The 15,862-nt window shown below is 64.4% G+C and carries 17 protein-coding genes; 14 read left to right on the top strand and 3 right to left on the bottom strand.

Annotation, left to right across the window (positions count from 1 at the left end):
* Window position 1 precedes the first annotated feature (1 nt).
* The 9 genes from ToN1_RS23080 (at window position 2) to ToN1_RS23040 (ending at window position 8,216) form a co-directional block, all read left to right on the top strand.
* Complete coding sequence (locus ToN1_RS23080) at window positions 2-1,012, top strand: RnfABCDGE type electron transport complex subunit D (protein WP_169205486.1); 1,011 nt, start codon at window positions 2-4, stop codon at window positions 1,010-1,012.
* A complete protein-coding gene (locus ToN1_RS23075) occupies window positions 1,009-1,671 on the top strand; it encodes an RnfABCDGE type electron transport complex subunit G (RefSeq protein WP_169205485.1) in 663 nt (220 codons plus the stop codon). Before ToN1_RS23080 ends, ToN1_RS23075 begins: the two co-directional genes overlap by 4 nt.
* 13 nt (window positions 1,672-1,684) lie before the next feature.
* Window positions 1,685-2,383: an electron transport complex subunit E gene (locus ToN1_RS23070; RefSeq protein WP_169205484.1), complete on the top strand. Its 699-nt coding sequence runs from the start codon at window positions 1,685-1,687 to the stop codon at window positions 2,381-2,383.
* A gap of 14 nt (window positions 2,384-2,397) precedes the next feature.
* Window positions 2,398-3,030, top strand: coding sequence for an endonuclease III (nth, locus tag ToN1_RS23065; RefSeq protein ID WP_169205483.1), 633 nt, complete (start codon window positions 2,398-2,400; stop codon window positions 3,028-3,030).
* 21 nt (window positions 3,031-3,051) lie between these two features.
* The gene (locus ToN1_RS23060) at window positions 3,052-3,477 is read left to right on the top strand and encodes a DUF1841 family protein (protein WP_169205482.1); all 426 of its coding nucleotides are present in this window, start codon (window positions 3,052-3,054) and stop codon (window positions 3,475-3,477) included.
* A gap of 104 nt (window positions 3,478-3,581) precedes the next feature.
* The gene (locus tag ToN1_RS23055) at window positions 3,582-4,724 is read left to right on the top strand and encodes a sensor histidine kinase (RefSeq protein WP_169205481.1); all 1,143 of its coding nucleotides are present in this window, start codon (window positions 3,582-3,584) and stop codon (window positions 4,722-4,724) included.
* 55 nt (window positions 4,725-4,779) lie between these two features.
* A complete protein-coding gene (locus ToN1_RS23050) occupies window positions 4,780-5,622 on the top strand; it encodes an AAA family ATPase (protein WP_169205480.1) in 843 nt (280 codons plus the stop codon).
* A 227-nt stretch (window positions 5,623-5,849) separates the two neighbouring features.
* Complete coding sequence (locus tag ToN1_RS23045; protein WP_244860868.1) at window positions 5,850-7,013, top strand: EAL and HDOD domain-containing protein; 1,164 nt, start codon at window positions 5,850-5,852, stop codon at window positions 7,011-7,013.
* A gap of 24 nt (window positions 7,014-7,037) precedes the next feature.
* On the top strand, window positions 7,038-8,216 hold the full coding sequence (locus ToN1_RS23040; protein ID WP_169205478.1) for a vWA domain-containing protein: 1,179 nt from the start codon (window positions 7,038-7,040) through the stop codon (window positions 8,214-8,216).
* Between the two features lie 32 nt (window positions 8,217-8,248).
* On the opposite strand, the gene ToN1_RS23035 is transcribed toward ToN1_RS23040, so the two are convergent.
* Window positions 8,249-8,746 (bottom strand): MarR family winged helix-turn-helix transcriptional regulator, encoded by a 498-nt coding sequence (locus tag ToN1_RS23035; protein ID WP_169205477.1) that lies wholly within the window; start codon window positions 8,744-8,746, stop codon window positions 8,249-8,251.
* 297 nt (window positions 8,747-9,043) lie between these two features.
* Here ToN1_RS23035 and ToN1_RS23030 point away from each other — a divergent pair, with 297 nt between their 5' ends.
* The gene (locus ToN1_RS23030) at window positions 9,044-10,315 is read left to right on the top strand and encodes a chloride channel protein (RefSeq protein ID WP_244860867.1); all 1,272 of its coding nucleotides are present in this window, start codon (window positions 9,044-9,046) and stop codon (window positions 10,313-10,315) included.
* Window positions 10,316-10,375: 60 nt separating this feature from the next.
* Here the strand turns inward: ToN1_RS23030 and htpG are convergent, their stop codons facing one another.
* Both htpG and greB read right to left on the bottom strand, forming a co-directional pair.
* Window positions 10,376-12,304 carry a molecular chaperone HtpG gene (gene htpG, locus ToN1_RS23025; RefSeq protein ID WP_169205475.1) on the bottom strand — a complete coding sequence of 643 codons (1,929 nt, stop codon included), beginning with the start codon at window positions 12,302-12,304 and terminating at the stop codon, window positions 10,376-10,378.
* A 78-nt stretch (window positions 12,305-12,382) separates the two neighbouring features.
* Window positions 12,383-12,940 carry a transcription elongation factor GreB gene (gene greB, locus ToN1_RS23020; RefSeq protein WP_169205474.1) on the bottom strand — a complete coding sequence of 186 codons (558 nt, stop codon included), beginning with the start codon at window positions 12,938-12,940 and terminating at the stop codon, window positions 12,383-12,385.
* Window positions 12,941-13,267: 327 nt separating this feature from the next.
* On the opposite strand from greB, the gene ToN1_RS23015 reads away from it, so the two are divergent.
* The 4 genes from ToN1_RS23015 to ToN1_RS23000 are packed head-to-tail and all read left to right on the top strand — an operon-like array spanning window position 13,268 to window position 15,862.
* Window positions 13,268-13,558 carry a phosphopantetheine-binding protein gene (locus tag ToN1_RS23015; protein WP_169205473.1) on the top strand — a complete coding sequence of 97 codons (291 nt, stop codon included), beginning with the start codon at window positions 13,268-13,270 and terminating at the stop codon, window positions 13,556-13,558.
* On the top strand, window positions 13,555-14,214 hold the full coding sequence (locus ToN1_RS23010; protein WP_169205472.1) for a COG4648 family protein: 660 nt from the start codon (window positions 13,555-13,557) through the stop codon (window positions 14,212-14,214). The genes ToN1_RS23015 and ToN1_RS23010 overlap by 4 nt, the downstream gene beginning before the upstream one ends.
* Window positions 14,211-15,566: an AMP-binding protein gene (locus tag ToN1_RS23005; RefSeq protein WP_169205471.1), complete on the top strand. Its 1,356-nt coding sequence runs from the start codon at window positions 14,211-14,213 to the stop codon at window positions 15,564-15,566. Before ToN1_RS23010 ends, ToN1_RS23005 begins: the two co-directional genes overlap by 4 nt.
* On the top strand, window positions 15,563-15,862 hold the full coding sequence (locus ToN1_RS23000) for a 3-hydroxyacyl-ACP dehydratase FabZ family protein (RefSeq protein ID WP_169205470.1): 300 nt from the start codon (window positions 15,563-15,565) through the stop codon (window positions 15,860-15,862). The genes ToN1_RS23005 and ToN1_RS23000 overlap by 4 nt, the downstream gene beginning before the upstream one ends.

Raw genomic sequence — 15,862 nt, 5'->3', positions numbered from 1 at the left:
CATGATCAATTCTCCGTATATCCGCAAACCGGCCAGTGTCCAGGGGGTGATGCTGGCGGTTCTCATCGCGTTGGTCCCTGCCATCGTCGTTTATGCGTCGCAGATTGCGGCGGTCGTCCTCGTCAACCTCACCATCGCGACGATCGCCGCGCTAGCCGGCGAGGCATTGGTGCTCAAACTGCGTGGCCGACCGCTCGCGCCGGCACTCTCGGACCTGTCGGCCGTGGTCACCGCATGGCTGCTGGCGCTGTGCTTCCCGCCCATCCTGCCGTGGTGGGCGACTGCGCTGGGTGTCCTCATCGCGATCGTTGCGGTCAAGCATCTTTATGGCGGGCTCGGACAGAACCCGTTCAACCCCGCGATGGTCGCGTATTGCGCAATGATTGTCGCCTTCCCCGCGCTGATGTCGCAATGGCCTGCCGCCGGCCAGCTGGATTTCGCCACGCAGCTGGGGCTGGTGCTGGGCGGCGCGCGCGAGCTCGATGCCATCGCGAGCGCGACCGCACTCGACACGATAAAGACCGGACTCCGGACTGCGGGGGCGACGGTCGAGTCCATCATGGGCCAGAGCGAGAACTTCGGCCTCGTGAGCGGCCGCGGGTGGGAATGGTTGGCGCCCGCTTATGCCCTCGGCGGCATGTACCTGCTGGCGCGCGGGATCATCACGTGGCACATGCCTGCAGCTTTCCTCGGCGCCCTCGCAGCGATCTCGGCGGCATTCTGGCTGGTCGATCCCGCGCATTACGCGTCCCCCCTCTTCCACCTTGCGAGCGGCGGCGCGATGCTGGGGGCGTTCTTCATCGTCACCGATCCGGTCTCGGGCGCAACCACGCCTCGCGGCAAGCTGATATTCGCCGCCTGTATTGCACTGGTCGCCTACATCATCCGCAGCTTCGGCGCCTTCCCGGAAGGCGTGGCCTTCGCGGTGCTGCTGCTGAACATTTGCGTGCCGCTGATCGACATGAATACGCAACCGCGGGTCTTCGGGCACAGGGGAGACAAGGCACGATGAGCGCGCGTTACACTGCAGCGCGCACTTCCGTGCGCACGGCCGGCATCATGGTGCTGTTCACCGTGGTTTTCACGGCCCTCATGTCGGCGACGTTCCAGCTCACTCGTCCGGCCATCGAGGCCTCGGCGCTCGAAGGCAAGATGCGCCTCATCCGCGAGGTATTGCCGCCTTCCGCCTACGACAATGCGCTGCTGGACGATTCCGTCGCGCTCGGTCCGACCCCGGAACTGGGTCTCGACCAGGGTGGACGTATTTACCGCGCTCGCCTGGCCGGCCAACCGGTTGCACTGGTGCTGGAAGTCGTTGCGCCGGACGGCTACGCGGGCCGAATCCAGCTGGTCGTTGCAGTCGGTGCCGACGGGCGTGTGAGCGGCGTCCGCGTCACGGCGCACAAGGAAACCCCGGGGCTGGGGGATTACATCGATCCAAGCAAGGATCGCAACAAGTCGCAACCCTGGATCGGACAGTTCGCGGGCGTGTCGTTCGCGGACGTCGGGCTGGAGAAATGGAAGGTCAAGCGCGACGGCGGAAACTTCGCCTACCGTAGCGGCGCGACGATCAGCGCCCGCGCGGTGACAAACGCGACGGCGCGGGCCGTCGACTACGCGGTCCGCCAAAGCGATGCGCTGTTCGCCGCACCGCCGGGCGAGCGACTCTGACGGAGAACGCTGAATGAATCTGCAAAGCTTTCGCGAATCGGCCTGGAACGGTCTGTGGCGCCAGAATACCGGCCTGGTGCAGTTACTCGGCCTGTGCCCGATTCTCGCCGTGAGCACGAGCGTGGTAAATGCGGCGAGTCTCGGGCTGGCTACCGTGATGGTGATGGCGGTGTCTAACCTCGCCGTCGCGTCGCTGCGGAACTTCATCCCCTACGAGATCCGCATCCCGGTGTTCATCCTGATCATCGCGGCGCTGACCACGGTGGTCGATCTGGCCTTCAATGCGTATTTCCACGATCTTTATCTCGTACTTGGCATATTCATTCCGCTGATCGTCACGAACTGCATCGTCCTCGCGCGCGTCGAAGCCTATGCGGCGAAAAACGATCCGGTTTCGTCGACCGTCGACGGGGTCATGATGGGACTGGGCCTCGTGTGCCTTCTTGCGGTACTAGGTGGAATGCGGGAACTTGCAGGAAATGGCACGCTGTTCGCGGGCATCGAGATGATCTTCCCCGGGCTTTCGGCGATTTCGGTGTTTGGCCCCGACTATCCCGGCTTCCTGATCGGCATTCTTCCCCCGGGAGCATTCTTCGCTCTCGCGTGCCTGATTGCACTGTCGAACGTGATCCGTACACGCGCCGCAAAACGCAAGGCCGCCATGCAGGAGCCCGCCGCACCGGCCGCCGACCAGCCGGCATCGGCTGCCTGAGGCCGGCAGCGGGCATGAAGCGGGAAACGGTCCGCGAGTTCTTTCGCCGTCTTGCGGACGCAAATCCGCGGCCCACGACCGAGCTCGAGTACGGATCCCCTTTCCAGCTGCTGGTGGCGGTAGTCCTGTCCGCCCAGGCGACCGACAAGAGTGTAAACCTCGCGACACGAGGGCTGTTCGCGGAGGCCCCCACTCCGGAGGCGATCATCACGCTGGGCGAGGAAGGTGTTGTGGCGCATATCCGCACCATCGGCCTGTATCGCAACAAGGCAAGGAACGTCGTAGCGCTGTCGCACCTGCTGCTCGAACGCCACGGCGGCGAAGTACCGCACGACCGTGCCGCGCTGGAGGCGTTGCCCGGCGTCGGACGAAAGACCGCCAACGTGGTGTTGAATACGGTGTTCGGCGAGCCGGTGATGGCCGTCGATACGCACATCTTCCGCCTTGCGAACCGCACCGGGCTTGCGCCCGGCAAGGATGTCCTCGCTGTCGAGCACGCGCTGATGCGACGCGTGCCCAAGGACTACCTGCGGGACGCCCACCACTGGCTCATCCTGCACGGCCGCTACGTATGCACCGCGCGCAAACCCAAATGCGGCGAGTGCCTCGTGCGCGACTTGTGCGATTACCGCGACAAGACCGCCTAACCCATTACCGACCGAGACTACATGTTCAATCCATCCCGCGATCAGGTTCGCACCTTCTTCATCGACAGCTGGCGGAAATACCGTGCGAAAGCGGTTCTGACACCGATCGAGCACATGGCCAACGATCTCATCCTGCTCCATCCGGAATATCACGCGCTGCTCGAGGATCCCGAAGCGGTGACGAAGGAATTTCCGCCCGAGGGCGGACAACTCAATCCTTTCCTGCATCTGTCGCTGCATCTGGCGATCGAGGAGCAGCTGTCGATCGATCAGCCCCCGGGCTTGCGCGCCGCGTTCGAATCTTGTCAGGCGCGCCGAGGCGACCGGCACGCTGCGCTGCACGATGTTCTCGAGTGTCTCGGGGAGACGATGTTCGATGCGCAGCGCAACAACCGTCAGCCGGACGGCGAGGCTTATGTCAGCTGCGTGCTTCGCCGCGCGGGTTGATGCGGTGTAGACTGCCCTGACGTAGCCCCCGCTCGCCAGCGCCTTTGATGCCCTGCCCGGCCGTTGACGTTCGGTCGGAGCTTTCCCGAGGAGCACTGCCGAACATGGAAGCGCTACCCGAACTTTCCATCCTGCTCGTGGAGGACGATCCTCTCCAGGGCGAACGCATGGTGATGCTGCTGCAGAGCCTCGGACAGAAGGTCCGGCTTGCGGAATCCGGCGAAGTGGCACTCGACCTGTTTGCGGCACTGCCATCGGACCTCGTGCTGATGGACGTGATGCTCCCCGGCATCGACGGGTTCGAGACGACGCGACGGATCAAATCGGTGTCCGGTGCCCGCTGGGTGCCGGTGATCTACATGACCGCACTGGGTGGCTGTGCCAATCTGGTTGAAGGGCTCCACGCCGGCGGTGACGATTACCTCGTGAAACCCGTGGAGTTCGAGATCCTCGAGGCGAAGTTGCGCTCCGCCATGCGGACTCTCGGACTGTACCGTGACTTGGAAGGATCACGCGACGAGCTGACACGCACTAATGCGGCGCTGCGCGAAGCCAACCGCGAACTGGAATGCTTCACATACGCCGTCGCACACGATCTCAAGTCGCCGCTACGCGCGATCAACGGCTATGGCAGTCTCCTTGCTTCCAGTGAAGCCGGCAGACTCTCGGACGATGGGCACTCCTGCTTGGAAAAGATTCTGGAAGGCACCGAGCGCATGGGGCTCCTCATCGACGATCTGCTCGAATATTCGCGCATCGAGCGCGGGCCGACGTCCTTCGAGGAGATATATGTGCGCGATCTGACCGCACAACTGCTCTCGGATTTCGATGACGAGATTCTCCGAACCGGTGCCGCGGTCGAGCTCGCGCCTTCCTGCGCCTCGGTCGTGGCAGACCGCAGTGGCCTGATGCAGGCCTTGCGCAACCTGCTTGGGAATGCGCTGAAATTTTCGGCGGGTGTGGCTAGCCCCCACGTCGTCATCGCATGCGAGCGGCACGTCGAGTGCTGCCATGTCTCAGTGCGCGATAACGGCATCGGTTTCGATATGAGCTACCACGAGCGCATCTTTGACATCTTTCATCGGCTGCACCGGGATGACGAATATCCCGGCACGGGGATCGGGCTCGCGATCGTACGCAAGGCTGTCGCGCGCATGCAGGGGCGATGCTGGGCCGAAAGCGTACCCGGCCGGGGAGCAAGCTTCCATCTCGAATGGCCGATACCGAGCAACGCATTGAGCGCATAGTGTCCTCGGTTGGTTGAGCCCATATAATCGGGGTTCGCCAACGAGAGGACCCCCCATGCGTTTCGAAGGATCACGCGATTACGTTGCTACCCCCGATCTGATGCTCGCGGTGAACGCAGCGATCAAGCTGCAGAGGCCGTTGCTGATCAAGGGCGAACCTGGCACGGGCAAGACCATGCTGGCCGAACAGGTGGCCGAGGCGCTGGGCCTCCCCCTACTGCAGTGGCACATCAAATCCACCACCAAGGCCCAACAGGGCCTGTACGAGTACGATGCGGTTTCGCGCCTGCGCGACTCGCAGCTGGGCGACGACCGGGTCAAGGACATCGCCAACTACATCGTCAAGGGCGTGCTGTGGCAGGCGTTCGAATCCGAAAATCCGTGCGTGGTGTTGATCGACGAGATCGACAAGGCGGACATCGAATTTCCCAACGACCTGCTGCGCGAACTCGATCGCATGGAATTCCACGTGTACGAAACGCGCAAGACCATTCAGGCGCGCAACCGGCCCATCGTCTTCATCACGTCCAACAACGAGAAGGAATTGCCCGACGCCTTCCTGCGGCGCTGCTTCTTCCACTACATCCGCTTCCCCGATCGGGACACGATGCAGCGGATCGTGGACGTGCATTTCCCGGACCTCAAGAAGGACCTCCTGCGCGAGGCCCTCGAGGTGTTCTTCGGGCTGCGCGATGTTCCTGGCCTGAAGAAGAAACCTTCGACCTCCGAGCTGATCGACTGGCTCAAGCTGCTGGTGGCCGAGGACATCCCGCCAGAGGCGTTGCACGCGCAGGATCAGCGGGCGGTCGTCCCGCCTCTTGCGGGTGCGCTATTGAAGAACGAGCAGGACCTCCATTTGTTCGAGCGGCTCGTATTCATGGCGCGCAACAACCGCTGACCGCCTGGCACCCGGCCATGTTCGAGCGACTCATTTCCGTCGTGCGCGATTCCATTCTGGGGTCGCGAGCGTCCGATGCATCGGACGACCGGAAGGACTCGCCCGCACCCGGCTGCAAGCTGCCTGCCGCACCGTCTGCCATGCCCGCCGGGGACGATGCGAACACGGGCTTCCTGTGTCGGGAACTGGTGGTGGGACGCGATCAACGCGTGGCCGGCCACCACTTCATGCTGCGCGAAAGCACCCGCAACCGCATCCGCACCGGCGAGCGTCGGATCCACCACGTTTACACGGAAATCCTGGTGCGGGAGATCGCCCGGGCGAACATCGGCCCGCTGCTTGGCCATCGTGCCGCCTTCCTGGACATCCCGGACTCCTTCATCGGCCATCCGTCGCTGCTGGATCTTCCGGCTGCGCACACCGCGCTGCTCCTCACCCGCATTGAGGCCGAAGGCACCCCCGACAACGACACCCTGCTCGAAGCGGTGCGACGGCTGCGCTCGGCCGGTTTCCGGATCGGGATCGCGGCCGACGACCTCCTCGGGGACCGCGCCGCCCTGCTCCCCGAGACCGATTTCTTCACCCTGCAGGCGGCGACTTCCGACCCGGCTCACCTCAGGGATCTCGTCTCGCGGCTGCGGATCGCAGGTGGACATGGCCTGCTGCTCGTACGCGACCTTCCAAGCGCAGACGATTTCCAGCTCTGCCTCGCCCTTGGCGCCGCACTGTTCGAGGGGCCGTTCATTACGAGACGCGAGGACTGGAACGGCAAGCGCCTCGGTCCCAACTCGGCACGGCTGTCGGCATTGATCGCACGTCTGCGCAGCGACGCGGATACCGGCGAACTAGTCGACTTGCTGAAGCAGGACCCGGCCTTGTCGCTCCGGCTGATGCGCTATATCAACTCGCCCGGTGTCGGACTGCAACGCGAGGTCGCGTCGATCGAGGCCGCTCTCCTCCAACTCGGCCGCGAACGGCTGTACCGCTGGCTGCTGCTCCTGCTGTACGGCGCGGACAAGGGCTCACCGCGATCCTCGGCGGCGCTGGAAAATGCGCTCGTGCGCGCGCGCCTGATGGAACTGCTCGGCGAAGGACGTTCGGCGCGCGAGGCGGACAGCCTTTACCTGACCGGGCTGCTGTCGCTGGTCGACGTGATCTTGGAGGTCCCACTGCACGAGGCGATGCGCTCGCTCGGTGTGACGCCGGACATCGAGCAAGCGGTGGTGCGCGGCACGGGACCGCTGGCGGGTTTTCTCCGGCTTGCCATCGCATGCGAGAACGGAGACGAAGAAGGCGTGCAAGAGGCCGCGGCCCGCTGCGGCATCGCACCGGCCGATGCGAATCGGCACCACCTGCAGGCGTTCTCCTGGGCGCTCGAGATCAACGGCTGAAAGGCCTGATGAAGGGCAAGAACTATGCTCATAGATTTTTTTCTGCACCTCAAGGCGAGCAAGCTGCCCGTGTCGACGCGGGAGTTCCTCACCCTGCTGGAAGGTCTGCGCGACGGCGTGTGCGGCCATGCAATCGACGATTTTTACTTCTACGCCCGCACCTGCCTGGTCAAGGATGAGTCGCGCTACGACCGCTTCGACCAGGCATTCGCCGCTTACTTCAAAGGGGTGACCGAAATCGCCGGCCTCGAGAAGGAGCTGCCGGAAGATTGGCTACGGGCGATGATGAAGAAGCACCTGTCGCCCGAGGAAAAGGCGCAGCTCGAGACGCTCGGCTGGGACAAGCTGATGGAGGAGTTCCGCAAGCGGCTCGAGGAGCAGAAGGGACGCCATCAGGGCGGCTCGAAATGGATCGGCACCGGCGGCAAGTCGCCGTTCGGCAACAGCGGCTATCACCCCGAGGGAATCCGGGTCGGCGGCGAGTCCGCGGGTAACCGCACCGCGATCAAGGTGTGGGAGAAGCGCGAATACCGCAACCTGGACGATTCACTGGATCTCGGAACGCGCAACATCAAGGTCGCGCTGCGACGGCTGCGGCGCTTCGCGCGCGAGGGCGCTGCGGACGAACTGGATCTCGACGGCACGATCACCGCGACCGCGCGCAATGCCGGCTGGCTGGACCTGATGATGCGGCCAGAACGCCACAACGCGGTCAAGGTGCTGCTGTTCCTGGATGTCGGCGGGTCGATGGACGACCACGTGAAGGCGTGCGAGGAGTTGTTCTCCGCCTGCCGGGCGGAATTCAAGCACCTCGAGCACTTCTACTTCCACAATTGCGTGTACGAGTCGGTGTGGCGCGACAGCCATCGCCGCCACGCGGAGCGGATCCCGGTCCATGACCTGATCCACAAGTATGGCCCGGACTACAAGCTGATCTTCGTCGGCGACGCGACGATGAGCCCGTACGAGATCCTGCACCAGCACGGCTCGATCGAGCACATGAACCGTGAACCGGGTGCCGACTGGCTACGCCGCCTGCTCGACGCGTGGCCGGCAGCGGCGTGGCTCAATCCGGAGCCGGAGCGGCTGTGGCCTTATCGGCAGTCGATCGAGATCATCAACGGCCTCATGGCCCAGCGCATGTATCCGATGACGCTCGAAGGGCTGGAACGGGCGATGCGGCAGCTATCAAAGAAGATTTGAGGCTGGACTGCGGGCGCAGGCAAGGACGTGATTTACTCGGAGAAGGGCAAGGGCTGCATGCCGAAGCCCACGTCGAGATCCTTGATCTGTTGCAGCAGGCCGTCCAGTTCTTCCTGCAACCGTGCCTGGGAGGATGCATCCAGTAGCCGCAGGGCCTCGGGCAGGACTCCGCGGGCGGGCGACGGCGCCCGCGCGAGCAGTTCGCGCCCCGCCGGTGTCAGCGATAGCCGGACGACGCGTTGGTCGGCACTGTTGCGTGCCTTGGAGACCAGGCCGTTGGTCTCGAGCTTGTCGATCATGTTCGAGGCAGTCGACTGATGCAGGGCCATCCGCTTGGCGAGCTCGCCAACGCGCAGTCCGGGCTCTTCCAACAGTTCCTGCATCGCCCATAGCTGCGCGCCGGTAACGCCGCTCTGCTTCTCGACCCACTGCGAGTGGCGCTGCGCCGTGCGGATCAGCACGCGGAATCGTTGCAGGACGGATAGCGGCGACACCTGCGCTTCCTGCTTGCGTTCAGACGACTTACTCAAGATCGAAGCTCCCCTTTGCCCGATGCCGGGAAACCCCGGAAAATATTGCTGCCAATAAATCTTGAACGGTTCATGCCGGGATATTGCCTTTTTGCGGATATCGTAGCGGAAACGCCGCTCATGCCCAACAGATCCCGACTTTTCTGACTTCGATCGCAACGGAGCACCGTGTCGCCCCCTACCCCGCCGACGGATAAAAGCCGCACCTCTCTCACGTTTCGTCAGATCGCACGTACAGGCCGCCGCTACACCAACCCCCTCGTCTCGGTTGGCCATTGGCGCAGACGCGCGCTTCTGGTGGCCGCAGCGCTGCTGGCTGGACTGGTCGCCATCGTCGTCGCAATCGGAGCAGAGCGTGCAATCGAAGTGCATGCCCGAATGATTGCGGCAGCCCCATGGCTGTCGCTCCTTGTCACCCCTGCCGGATTTGCCGCCATGGCTTGGATGGCGCGCAGGTTCTTTCCCGCAACCCAGGGAAGCGGGATTCCACAGACAATCGCCGCTTCTCTCAGCCCAAACCCCGAGGTGAGAGGGCGCCTGCTGTCGCTCAAGATCGCCGCGGCCAAAGTGATTCTGACGCTGGGCGGCCTGCTTGCGGGGGCGTCCATCGGCCGCGAGGGGCCATCCGTCCAGATTGGCGCATCGGTGATGCATTCGCTGGCCGGACGACGTTTCGGCCGCATCGCGTCCAGCCGTAACCTGATCGTCGCCGGCAGCGGCGCTGGCATCGCCGCGGCGTTCAATACTCCCCTTGGTGGAATAATGTTCGCGATCGAGGAGATGTGCCGCCATCACGCATTTCGCGCGAACAGCACGACGCTGACGGCGGTCATCTTCGCTGGCCTGATGTCGCTGGGCATCCTGGGAAACTATACTTATTTTGGTAGTACTCCCGCAGTTCTCAGCTGGCCAAGCGGAATCTGGCCCGTGCTGATCTGCGGCGCGGCGGGCGGCGTTCTGGGCGGAACCTTTAGCCGGCTACTCGTTGCTTCTGCGCGTGGCCTGCCCGGCCGCGTCGGCGATTTCGCCACGGTGCGCCCGATCGCCTTCGCAGCCACGTGCGGTTTGGCGACAGCGCTCATCGGGCTCGTGACCGGAGGCGCCACCTACGCGACCGGGTACGCCGAGTCGAAGGCCGCGCTTGAAGGCATCACCCCCCTACCGTTCTACTTCTTCGCAGCAAAAATGCTGGTAATCTGGCTCGCCTTCGTAAGCCGCATTCCCGGTGGGATTTTTGCGCCGGCTCTCGCGGTAGGGGCGGGTCTGGGTTCGGCCCTCGCCGGCTTGAGTCCCGGAAATGCCGTGCCGGCCCTGATGATCCTGAGCATGGTCGCCTTCCTCTCCGGCATGACGCTGGCCCCGATCACGTCCTTCGTGATCGTGATGGAGATGACCGCCAATCACGAGATGCTGATTCCCCTGATGACCGCATCCGTGATCGCATACGGCTTCTCGAAATCGGTGTCGCCTCGTGCTCTCTACGACGCGCTCGCGGTTCCTGCTTTGGAGCGCGCGCAAGCGGAAGCCGGAGCGCATTCCTCAACGAGGCAGAACTCGGACGCGACGTGAACGCAAAACCGCCCGCAAGGCGGGCGGTTTCGGTGATGTCTGAGCGACTGGGGCGGCCGATCAGTTGTCGCTCATCGCCATCATCAGCTGGTTGATGCGCTTCACGAAAGTTGCCGGATCGTCGAGCGTGCCGCCTTCGGCGAGCAGGGCCTGGTCGAAGAGCACCGCTGCCCAGTCGTCGAACTGCTTCTCCTCGTACTTGAGGCGCATGACCGCCGGGTGTTGCGGGTTGATCTCGAGGATCGGCTTCGACACCGGCGCCTGCTGTCCTGCGGCCTTCAGGATGCGCGCGAGGTTCATCCCCATGTCGTGCTCGTCGGCGACGAGGCAGGCGGGCGAATCGGTCAGGCGGTGTGTGACGCGCACGTCCTTGACGCGCTCGCCGAGGCTTGCCTTCATCTTCTCCAGCAGTTCCTTGTACTCGTCAGCGGCCTTTTCGGCTTCCTTCTTCTCGGCCTCGTCCTCGAGCTTGCCCAGATCCAGGCCGCCCTTGGCGACGGAGACAAGCGGCTTGCCGTCGAATTCGGTAAGGTTGCCGATGACCCATTCGTCGACGCGGTCGGAGAGCAGCAGCACTTCGATACCCTTCTTGCGGAAGATCTCGAGGTGCGGGCTGTTCTTCGCGGCGTTGAACGATTCGGCGGTGACGAAGTAGATCTTGTCCTGACCTTCCTTCATGCGGCCGATGTAGTCGGCGAGCGAGACGGTCTCGTCCGGGGTGTCCTCCTTCGTCGACGCGAAGCGCAGCAGGCCCGCGATCTTGTCCTTGTTCGCGAAGTCTTCGCCGACGCCTTCCTTCAGCACCTTACCGAATTCCTTCCAGAAGGTCGCGTATTTCTCCTTATCGGAGGCCTCGTCGCTGGTCGCGAGGTCTTCGAGCAGGCCGAGCACCTTCTTCGTGCAGCCGGCGCGGATGGTGTCGATGTCCTTGCTTTCCTGCAGGATCTCGCGCGAGACGTTGAGCGGCAGGTCGGCCGAATCGACCACCCCGCGCACGAAGCGCAGGTAGGTCGGCATCAGCTTCTCGGCATCGTCCATGATGAAGACGCGCTTCACGTACAGCTTGATGCCGTGGCGGGCATTGCGGTCCCACATGTCGAACGGGGCGTGCGCCGGGACGTACAGCAGCTGGGTGTATTCGTGGCGGCCCTCGACGCGGGCGTGGCTCCACGCGAGCGGCTCGTCGTAGTCGTGGCCGACGTGCTTGTAGAAGGCCTTGTATTCGTCGTCGCTGATGTCGCCCTTGGCGCGCGTCCACAGCGCGTTGGCCTGGTTGACGGTTTCGTCCTCGTCGGTCGTGACCTGCTCGTTCTTGTCCTTGTCCCACTCCTCCTTCTTCATCAGGATGGGCTGGACGATGTGGTCGGAGTACTTGCGGATCAGGCTGCGCAGCTTCCAGCCGGACAGCAGGTCTTCCTGGTCGTCGCGCAGGTGCAGCGTGATCTCGGTGCCGCGCCCGACCTTGTCGACCGCCTCGACGGTGTATTCGCCGGCGGCGTCGCCGACCATCGAGCATTCCCACTTCACGCCCTGCGAGGCAGGGAGGCCTGCACGGCGCGTGACGACGGTGACCTTGTCGGCGACGATGAAGGCAGAGTAGAAGCCGACGCCGAACTGACCGATGAGGTGGGCGTCCTTCTTCTGGTCGCCGGTGAGTTGGGAGAAGAATTCCTTGGTGCCGGACTTGGCAATGGTGCCGAGGTGCGCGATCGCTTCGTCACGGCTCATGCCGATGCCGTTGTCGGCGACGGTGACGGTCTTCGCATCCTTGTCGAAGGAGATGCGGATCGCGAGTTCGCCCTCGCCTTCGAACAGCTCGGGCTTGTCGAGGGCCTCGAAGCGCAGTTTGTCGCAGGCATCCGACGCGTTCGAAACCAGCTCGCGCAGGAATATCTCGCGGTTGGAGTACAACGAGTGGATCATCAGGTGAAGGAGCTGCTTCACCTCGGCCTGGAAGTTGAGGGTCTGGGCGCCTGTGCCGGTCGTCATCGTTTGAAACTCCGTTGTCACTGGAATGGGCCTGCATATGGGGCGCATTCCGGGAATTTCAAGCACCGCCGGCAGCGATCACTCGTAGCGGATTTCGACGACCTCGATCTCGCGCGGCCCCGCCGGGCTCTGGAAGCGCACGACGTCGCCTTCGCGTGCCTTCATCAGGGCACGGGCGAGCGGCGAGATCCAGCTGATGCGGCCGGCGCTGGCATTCGCCTCGTCGACGCCGACGATCTGCCAAGTCTGCTCCCCCTCGCCGTCCTCGACGTCGAGCACGGTGACGGTCGCGCCGAAGAAGACCTGCTCCATGCCCTGCTGGTGCTCGGGGTCGACCACTTCGGCCGATTCGATGCGCTTGATCAGGAAGCGGATGCGGCGGTCGATTTCGCGCAGGCGTTTCTTGCCGTAGATGTAGTCGCCGTTCTCGGAGCGGTCGCCGTTCGATGCGGCCCACGCGACCGTTTCGACGAGCTTGGGCCGCTCGATGCGCACCAACTGGTCGAGTTCGACGCGCAGCGCATCGTAGCCGCGCCGCGTCATGTAGTTCTTTGTGCCCGGGGGCAGGCGGACCGCCGCAGGGACGTCGTCGTCATCGTCCTGGCCGTCGCCTTCCTTGGTAAATGCCTTGCTCACCGTGGGGATCCATCCTGTCGAGGGGGCGCTCACCTGTGCCGTGCCCCCTCCGTTTTCTGTACTGTTACCGGATGCAACCGCATCCGCGGCCGCAACGCCGTCGTTTAATGATAACGGATCAGTGCTTCAGCGGCGCAGGATGCGTCCCCCAGCGGCTGCGCGGAATGAGTCAATCCTATAAACTGCAGGGTTCTCACAAACAAACTGCAATCGCGAGGCGCTACCGCGGTCGACCTCTCCCGGGCGACACTTCGGCAGTCTCGCGATCAGCGCGCTTCGCCCCGCGAAAAGCGCGTCGCCGCGAATTCAATGCATTTCCGCCGATTCATGACCCAAGCTGCCACCCCCTCTTCCGCCGATCTCGATGCACTACTTCTCGAAGTAGCAGGCCTCGTCGTCGAAGCCCTCAACCTGGACATGGCTCCCGAATCCATCCCGGCCGACGATTCCCTGTTCGGCGAAGGACTGGGCCTCGATTCGATCGACATCCTCGAGGTCGCGCTCGTCGTCTCGAAGCGTTACGGCTTCCAGTTGCGCGCCGACAACGAGGACAACGTCAAGATCTTCCGCTCCCTGCGCAGCCTCACCGAGTACGTCGCGGCCAACCGCACGAAATGAAGCCCGCACTCGTCCGCGTCGGGCGCGGACTTGCGATCGGCGTCGCCGTAGTCGCCTGGGCGGTCGCAGCGCATTACACGAGTGCGCTCGTCGATGAGTCGTCCTGGGGGGCGCTCCTGGCGATCGCCCCCTTTGCGGCGATCGCCGCGGCCTTCGCCTGGCAATCGTCGCGCCGCGCCGCGATGCTCGGCGTGCTTGCGGCCGCGACGCTCGCGTTGGCGCTGGCGTGGCCGACGCTTGCGCGCAACGTCGGCTGGCTCTATTTCGTCCAGCACGTCGGCACGAACGTCCTGCTGGGCATTGGTTTCGGACGCACGCTCGCGGCCGGGCGAGAACCGATGTGCACGCGCATCGCACGCACGATGCACGCCACCGTCAGCCCCGCGCTCGCCCGCTATACACGGCAGGTGACGGTCGCATGGACGATCTTCTTCGCTGCGACCGCCGCGATTTCCTGCCTGTTGTTCGCGTTCGGCTCCCTCGAGGCGTGGTCGGCCTTCGCCAATCTCCTCGCCATGCCGCTGGTCGGATTGATGTTCCTTGCCGAGTATCTCGTGCGCCTCAGGCTGCTCCCCGAAGATCGCAGCAGCATCCTGGACGCCATCCGCGCATTTCGGCGCACGTCGCCCACCGCAAATCCTGTCAACGAGCAATGACGCACCCCGGCCCCGCAACACTGGCGCTCCTCGCCCGCACCCAACCGGACGCCGTGGTCGCTTGGCGACACGACGGCCCCGTGACGGTCGAACGCTTCCTGGGCGACGTGCAGCGCCTCGCATCCTCGCTGCCCGCGGGCGGACACGTTCTGAACGTGTGCGCGGATCGCTACCGCTTCACCGTCGGACTAGCCGCAACGCTGGTGTGCGGCAAGATCAGCCTGCTGCCCTCGACGCATACACCCGAGACCGTCCGGCAGCTGCAGGTGTTCGCGCCCGACGCGTTCTGTCTGACCGACAGCCCCGCGTGCGACATCGACTTGCCGCAACATCACTTCAGCGAGTCCCCGGTGGCGACCACCCCGCCGGAAGGTCGTACGGTGCCGATGATCGACGTGGACCAGATCGTGGCCTATGTCTTCACGTCCGGGTCGACCGGCACGCCGATGCCGCACCCGAAGACCTGGGGGCCGCTGGTGCGCAACATCGCGGCGGAGGCGGACAGGCTCGGGTTGGTCGGCAAGGCGTTCACACTGATCGGCACCGTTCCCCCACAGCACATGTACGGTTTCGAATCGACCGTGTTGCTGGCGCTGTTGTCCGGCGGTGCGATCTGGTCCGGGCGGCCGTTCTATCCGGCGGACATCGCGGGTGCGCTGGACGCAGTTCCCCGTCCGCGCGTCCTGGTCTCCACCCCGTTCCATCTGCGTACGCTGCTGAGCGCAGGCACGGAGGTGCCGCCGGCCGACCTCGTGGTGTCCGCCACCGCTCCGCTGTCGGGCAACCTCGCCGTGGCGCTGGAGGCGCAACTGCAATGCCCGTTGATCGAGATCTACGGCTGCACCGAAACCGGCCAGACGGCCACCCGGCGCACGGCGGAAACGGCGGAATGGCAGCTGATGCGCGGCCTCACGCTCACTGTCGAAAACGGGAAAGTGTGGGCGCACGGAGGCCATGTCGAGACGCCGACGGTGTTGAGCGACATCATCGAGCCCACCGCGGACGACCGCTTCCTGCTGCACGGGCGCTCGGCCGATCTGGTGAACATCGCTGGCAAGCGCAGTTCGCTCGGTTACCTGAACCACCAGCTGAATGCGATCCCGGGCGTCGTCGATGGCAGTTTCTTCATGTCCGAAGAGGAACAGACCGACGGGGTGACGCGCCTGACCGCCGTCGTCGTGGCTCCGGGCCTCGACCGCGCGACGCTGCTGCAGGCACTGCGCGAGCGAATCGATCCGCTATTCCTGCCGCGCCCGCTGATCTTCGCGGACACCCTGCCGCGCAACGCGACGGGTAAGCTTCCACGTGCGGCACTGGAGGAACTGCGACGCACGCTGGGCGGCAGCGAATGATTCACGAATCGAGCGTGCGGATTCCCGCCGATCATCCGTCGTTCGCGGGTCACTTCCCCGGCCGGCCGATCCTGCCGGGCGTGCTGCTGCTGGGCTTGGCGACCCGTGCGCTGGGGGAGGCCCTCGGGCGCCAGGTGCCGCCCTGTGGGATCGCATCGGCCAAATTCCTGCGCCCGGTCGGCCCGAATAGCGAACTGCGCATCCGTCTTGCCGAATCCGGAACGAACTGGCGCTTCGACATCCTTGCCGGCGACGACTGCGTCGCGACTGGCGTCCTGCGGCTCGATCCGGCGTGA

The sequence above is a fragment of the Aromatoleum petrolei genome, from assembly GCF_017894385.1.
In the GTDB taxonomy this organism is placed as follows: domain Bacteria; phylum Pseudomonadota; class Gammaproteobacteria; order Burkholderiales; family Rhodocyclaceae; genus Aromatoleum; species Aromatoleum petrolei.
The sequence above is the reverse complement of the archived record's forward strand: the minus strand, read 5'-3'. Positions and strand labels throughout refer to the sequence as shown.

Coding starts and splice junctions, on each gene's coding strand:
- ToN1_RS23005 (WP_169205471.1), top strand. CDS start 14,211: ATGACGCACCCCGGCCCCGCAACACTGGCGCTCCTCGCCCGCACCCAA.
- ToN1_RS23075 (WP_169205485.1), top strand. CDS start 1,009: ATGAGCGCGCGTTACACTGCAGCGCGCACTTCCGTGCGCACGGCCGGC.
- ToN1_RS23010 (WP_169205472.1), top strand. CDS start 13,555: ATGAAGCCCGCACTCGTCCGCGTCGGGCGCGGACTTGCGATCGGCGTC.
- ToN1_RS23015 (WP_169205473.1), top strand. CDS start 13,268: ATGACCCAAGCTGCCACCCCCTCTTCCGCCGATCTCGATGCACTACTT.
- nth (WP_169205483.1), top strand. CDS start 2,398: ATGAAGCGGGAAACGGTCCGCGAGTTCTTTCGCCGTCTTGCGGACGCA.
- ToN1_RS23080 (WP_169205486.1), top strand. CDS start 2: ATGATCAATTCTCCGTATATCCGCAAACCGGCCAGTGTCCAGGGGGTG.
- ToN1_RS23045 (WP_244860868.1), top strand. CDS start 5,850: ATGCTGCGCGAAAGCACCCGCAACCGCATCCGCACCGGCGAGCGTCGG.
- ToN1_RS23050 (WP_169205480.1), top strand. CDS start 4,780: ATGCGTTTCGAAGGATCACGCGATTACGTTGCTACCCCCGATCTGATG.
- ToN1_RS23040 (WP_169205478.1), top strand. CDS start 7,038: ATGCTCATAGATTTTTTTCTGCACCTCAAGGCGAGCAAGCTGCCCGTG.
- ToN1_RS23055 (WP_169205481.1), top strand. CDS start 3,582: ATGGAAGCGCTACCCGAACTTTCCATCCTGCTCGTGGAGGACGATCCT.
- htpG (WP_169205475.1), bottom strand. CDS start 12,304: ATGACGACCGGCACAGGCGCCCAGACCCTCAACTTCCAGGCCGAGGTG.
- ToN1_RS23070 (WP_169205484.1), top strand. CDS start 1,685: ATGAATCTGCAAAGCTTTCGCGAATCGGCCTGGAACGGTCTGTGGCGC.
- ToN1_RS23000 (WP_169205470.1), top strand. CDS start 15,563: ATGATTCACGAATCGAGCGTGCGGATTCCCGCCGATCATCCGTCGTTC.
- ToN1_RS23060 (WP_169205482.1), top strand. CDS start 3,052: ATGTTCAATCCATCCCGCGATCAGGTTCGCACCTTCTTCATCGACAGC.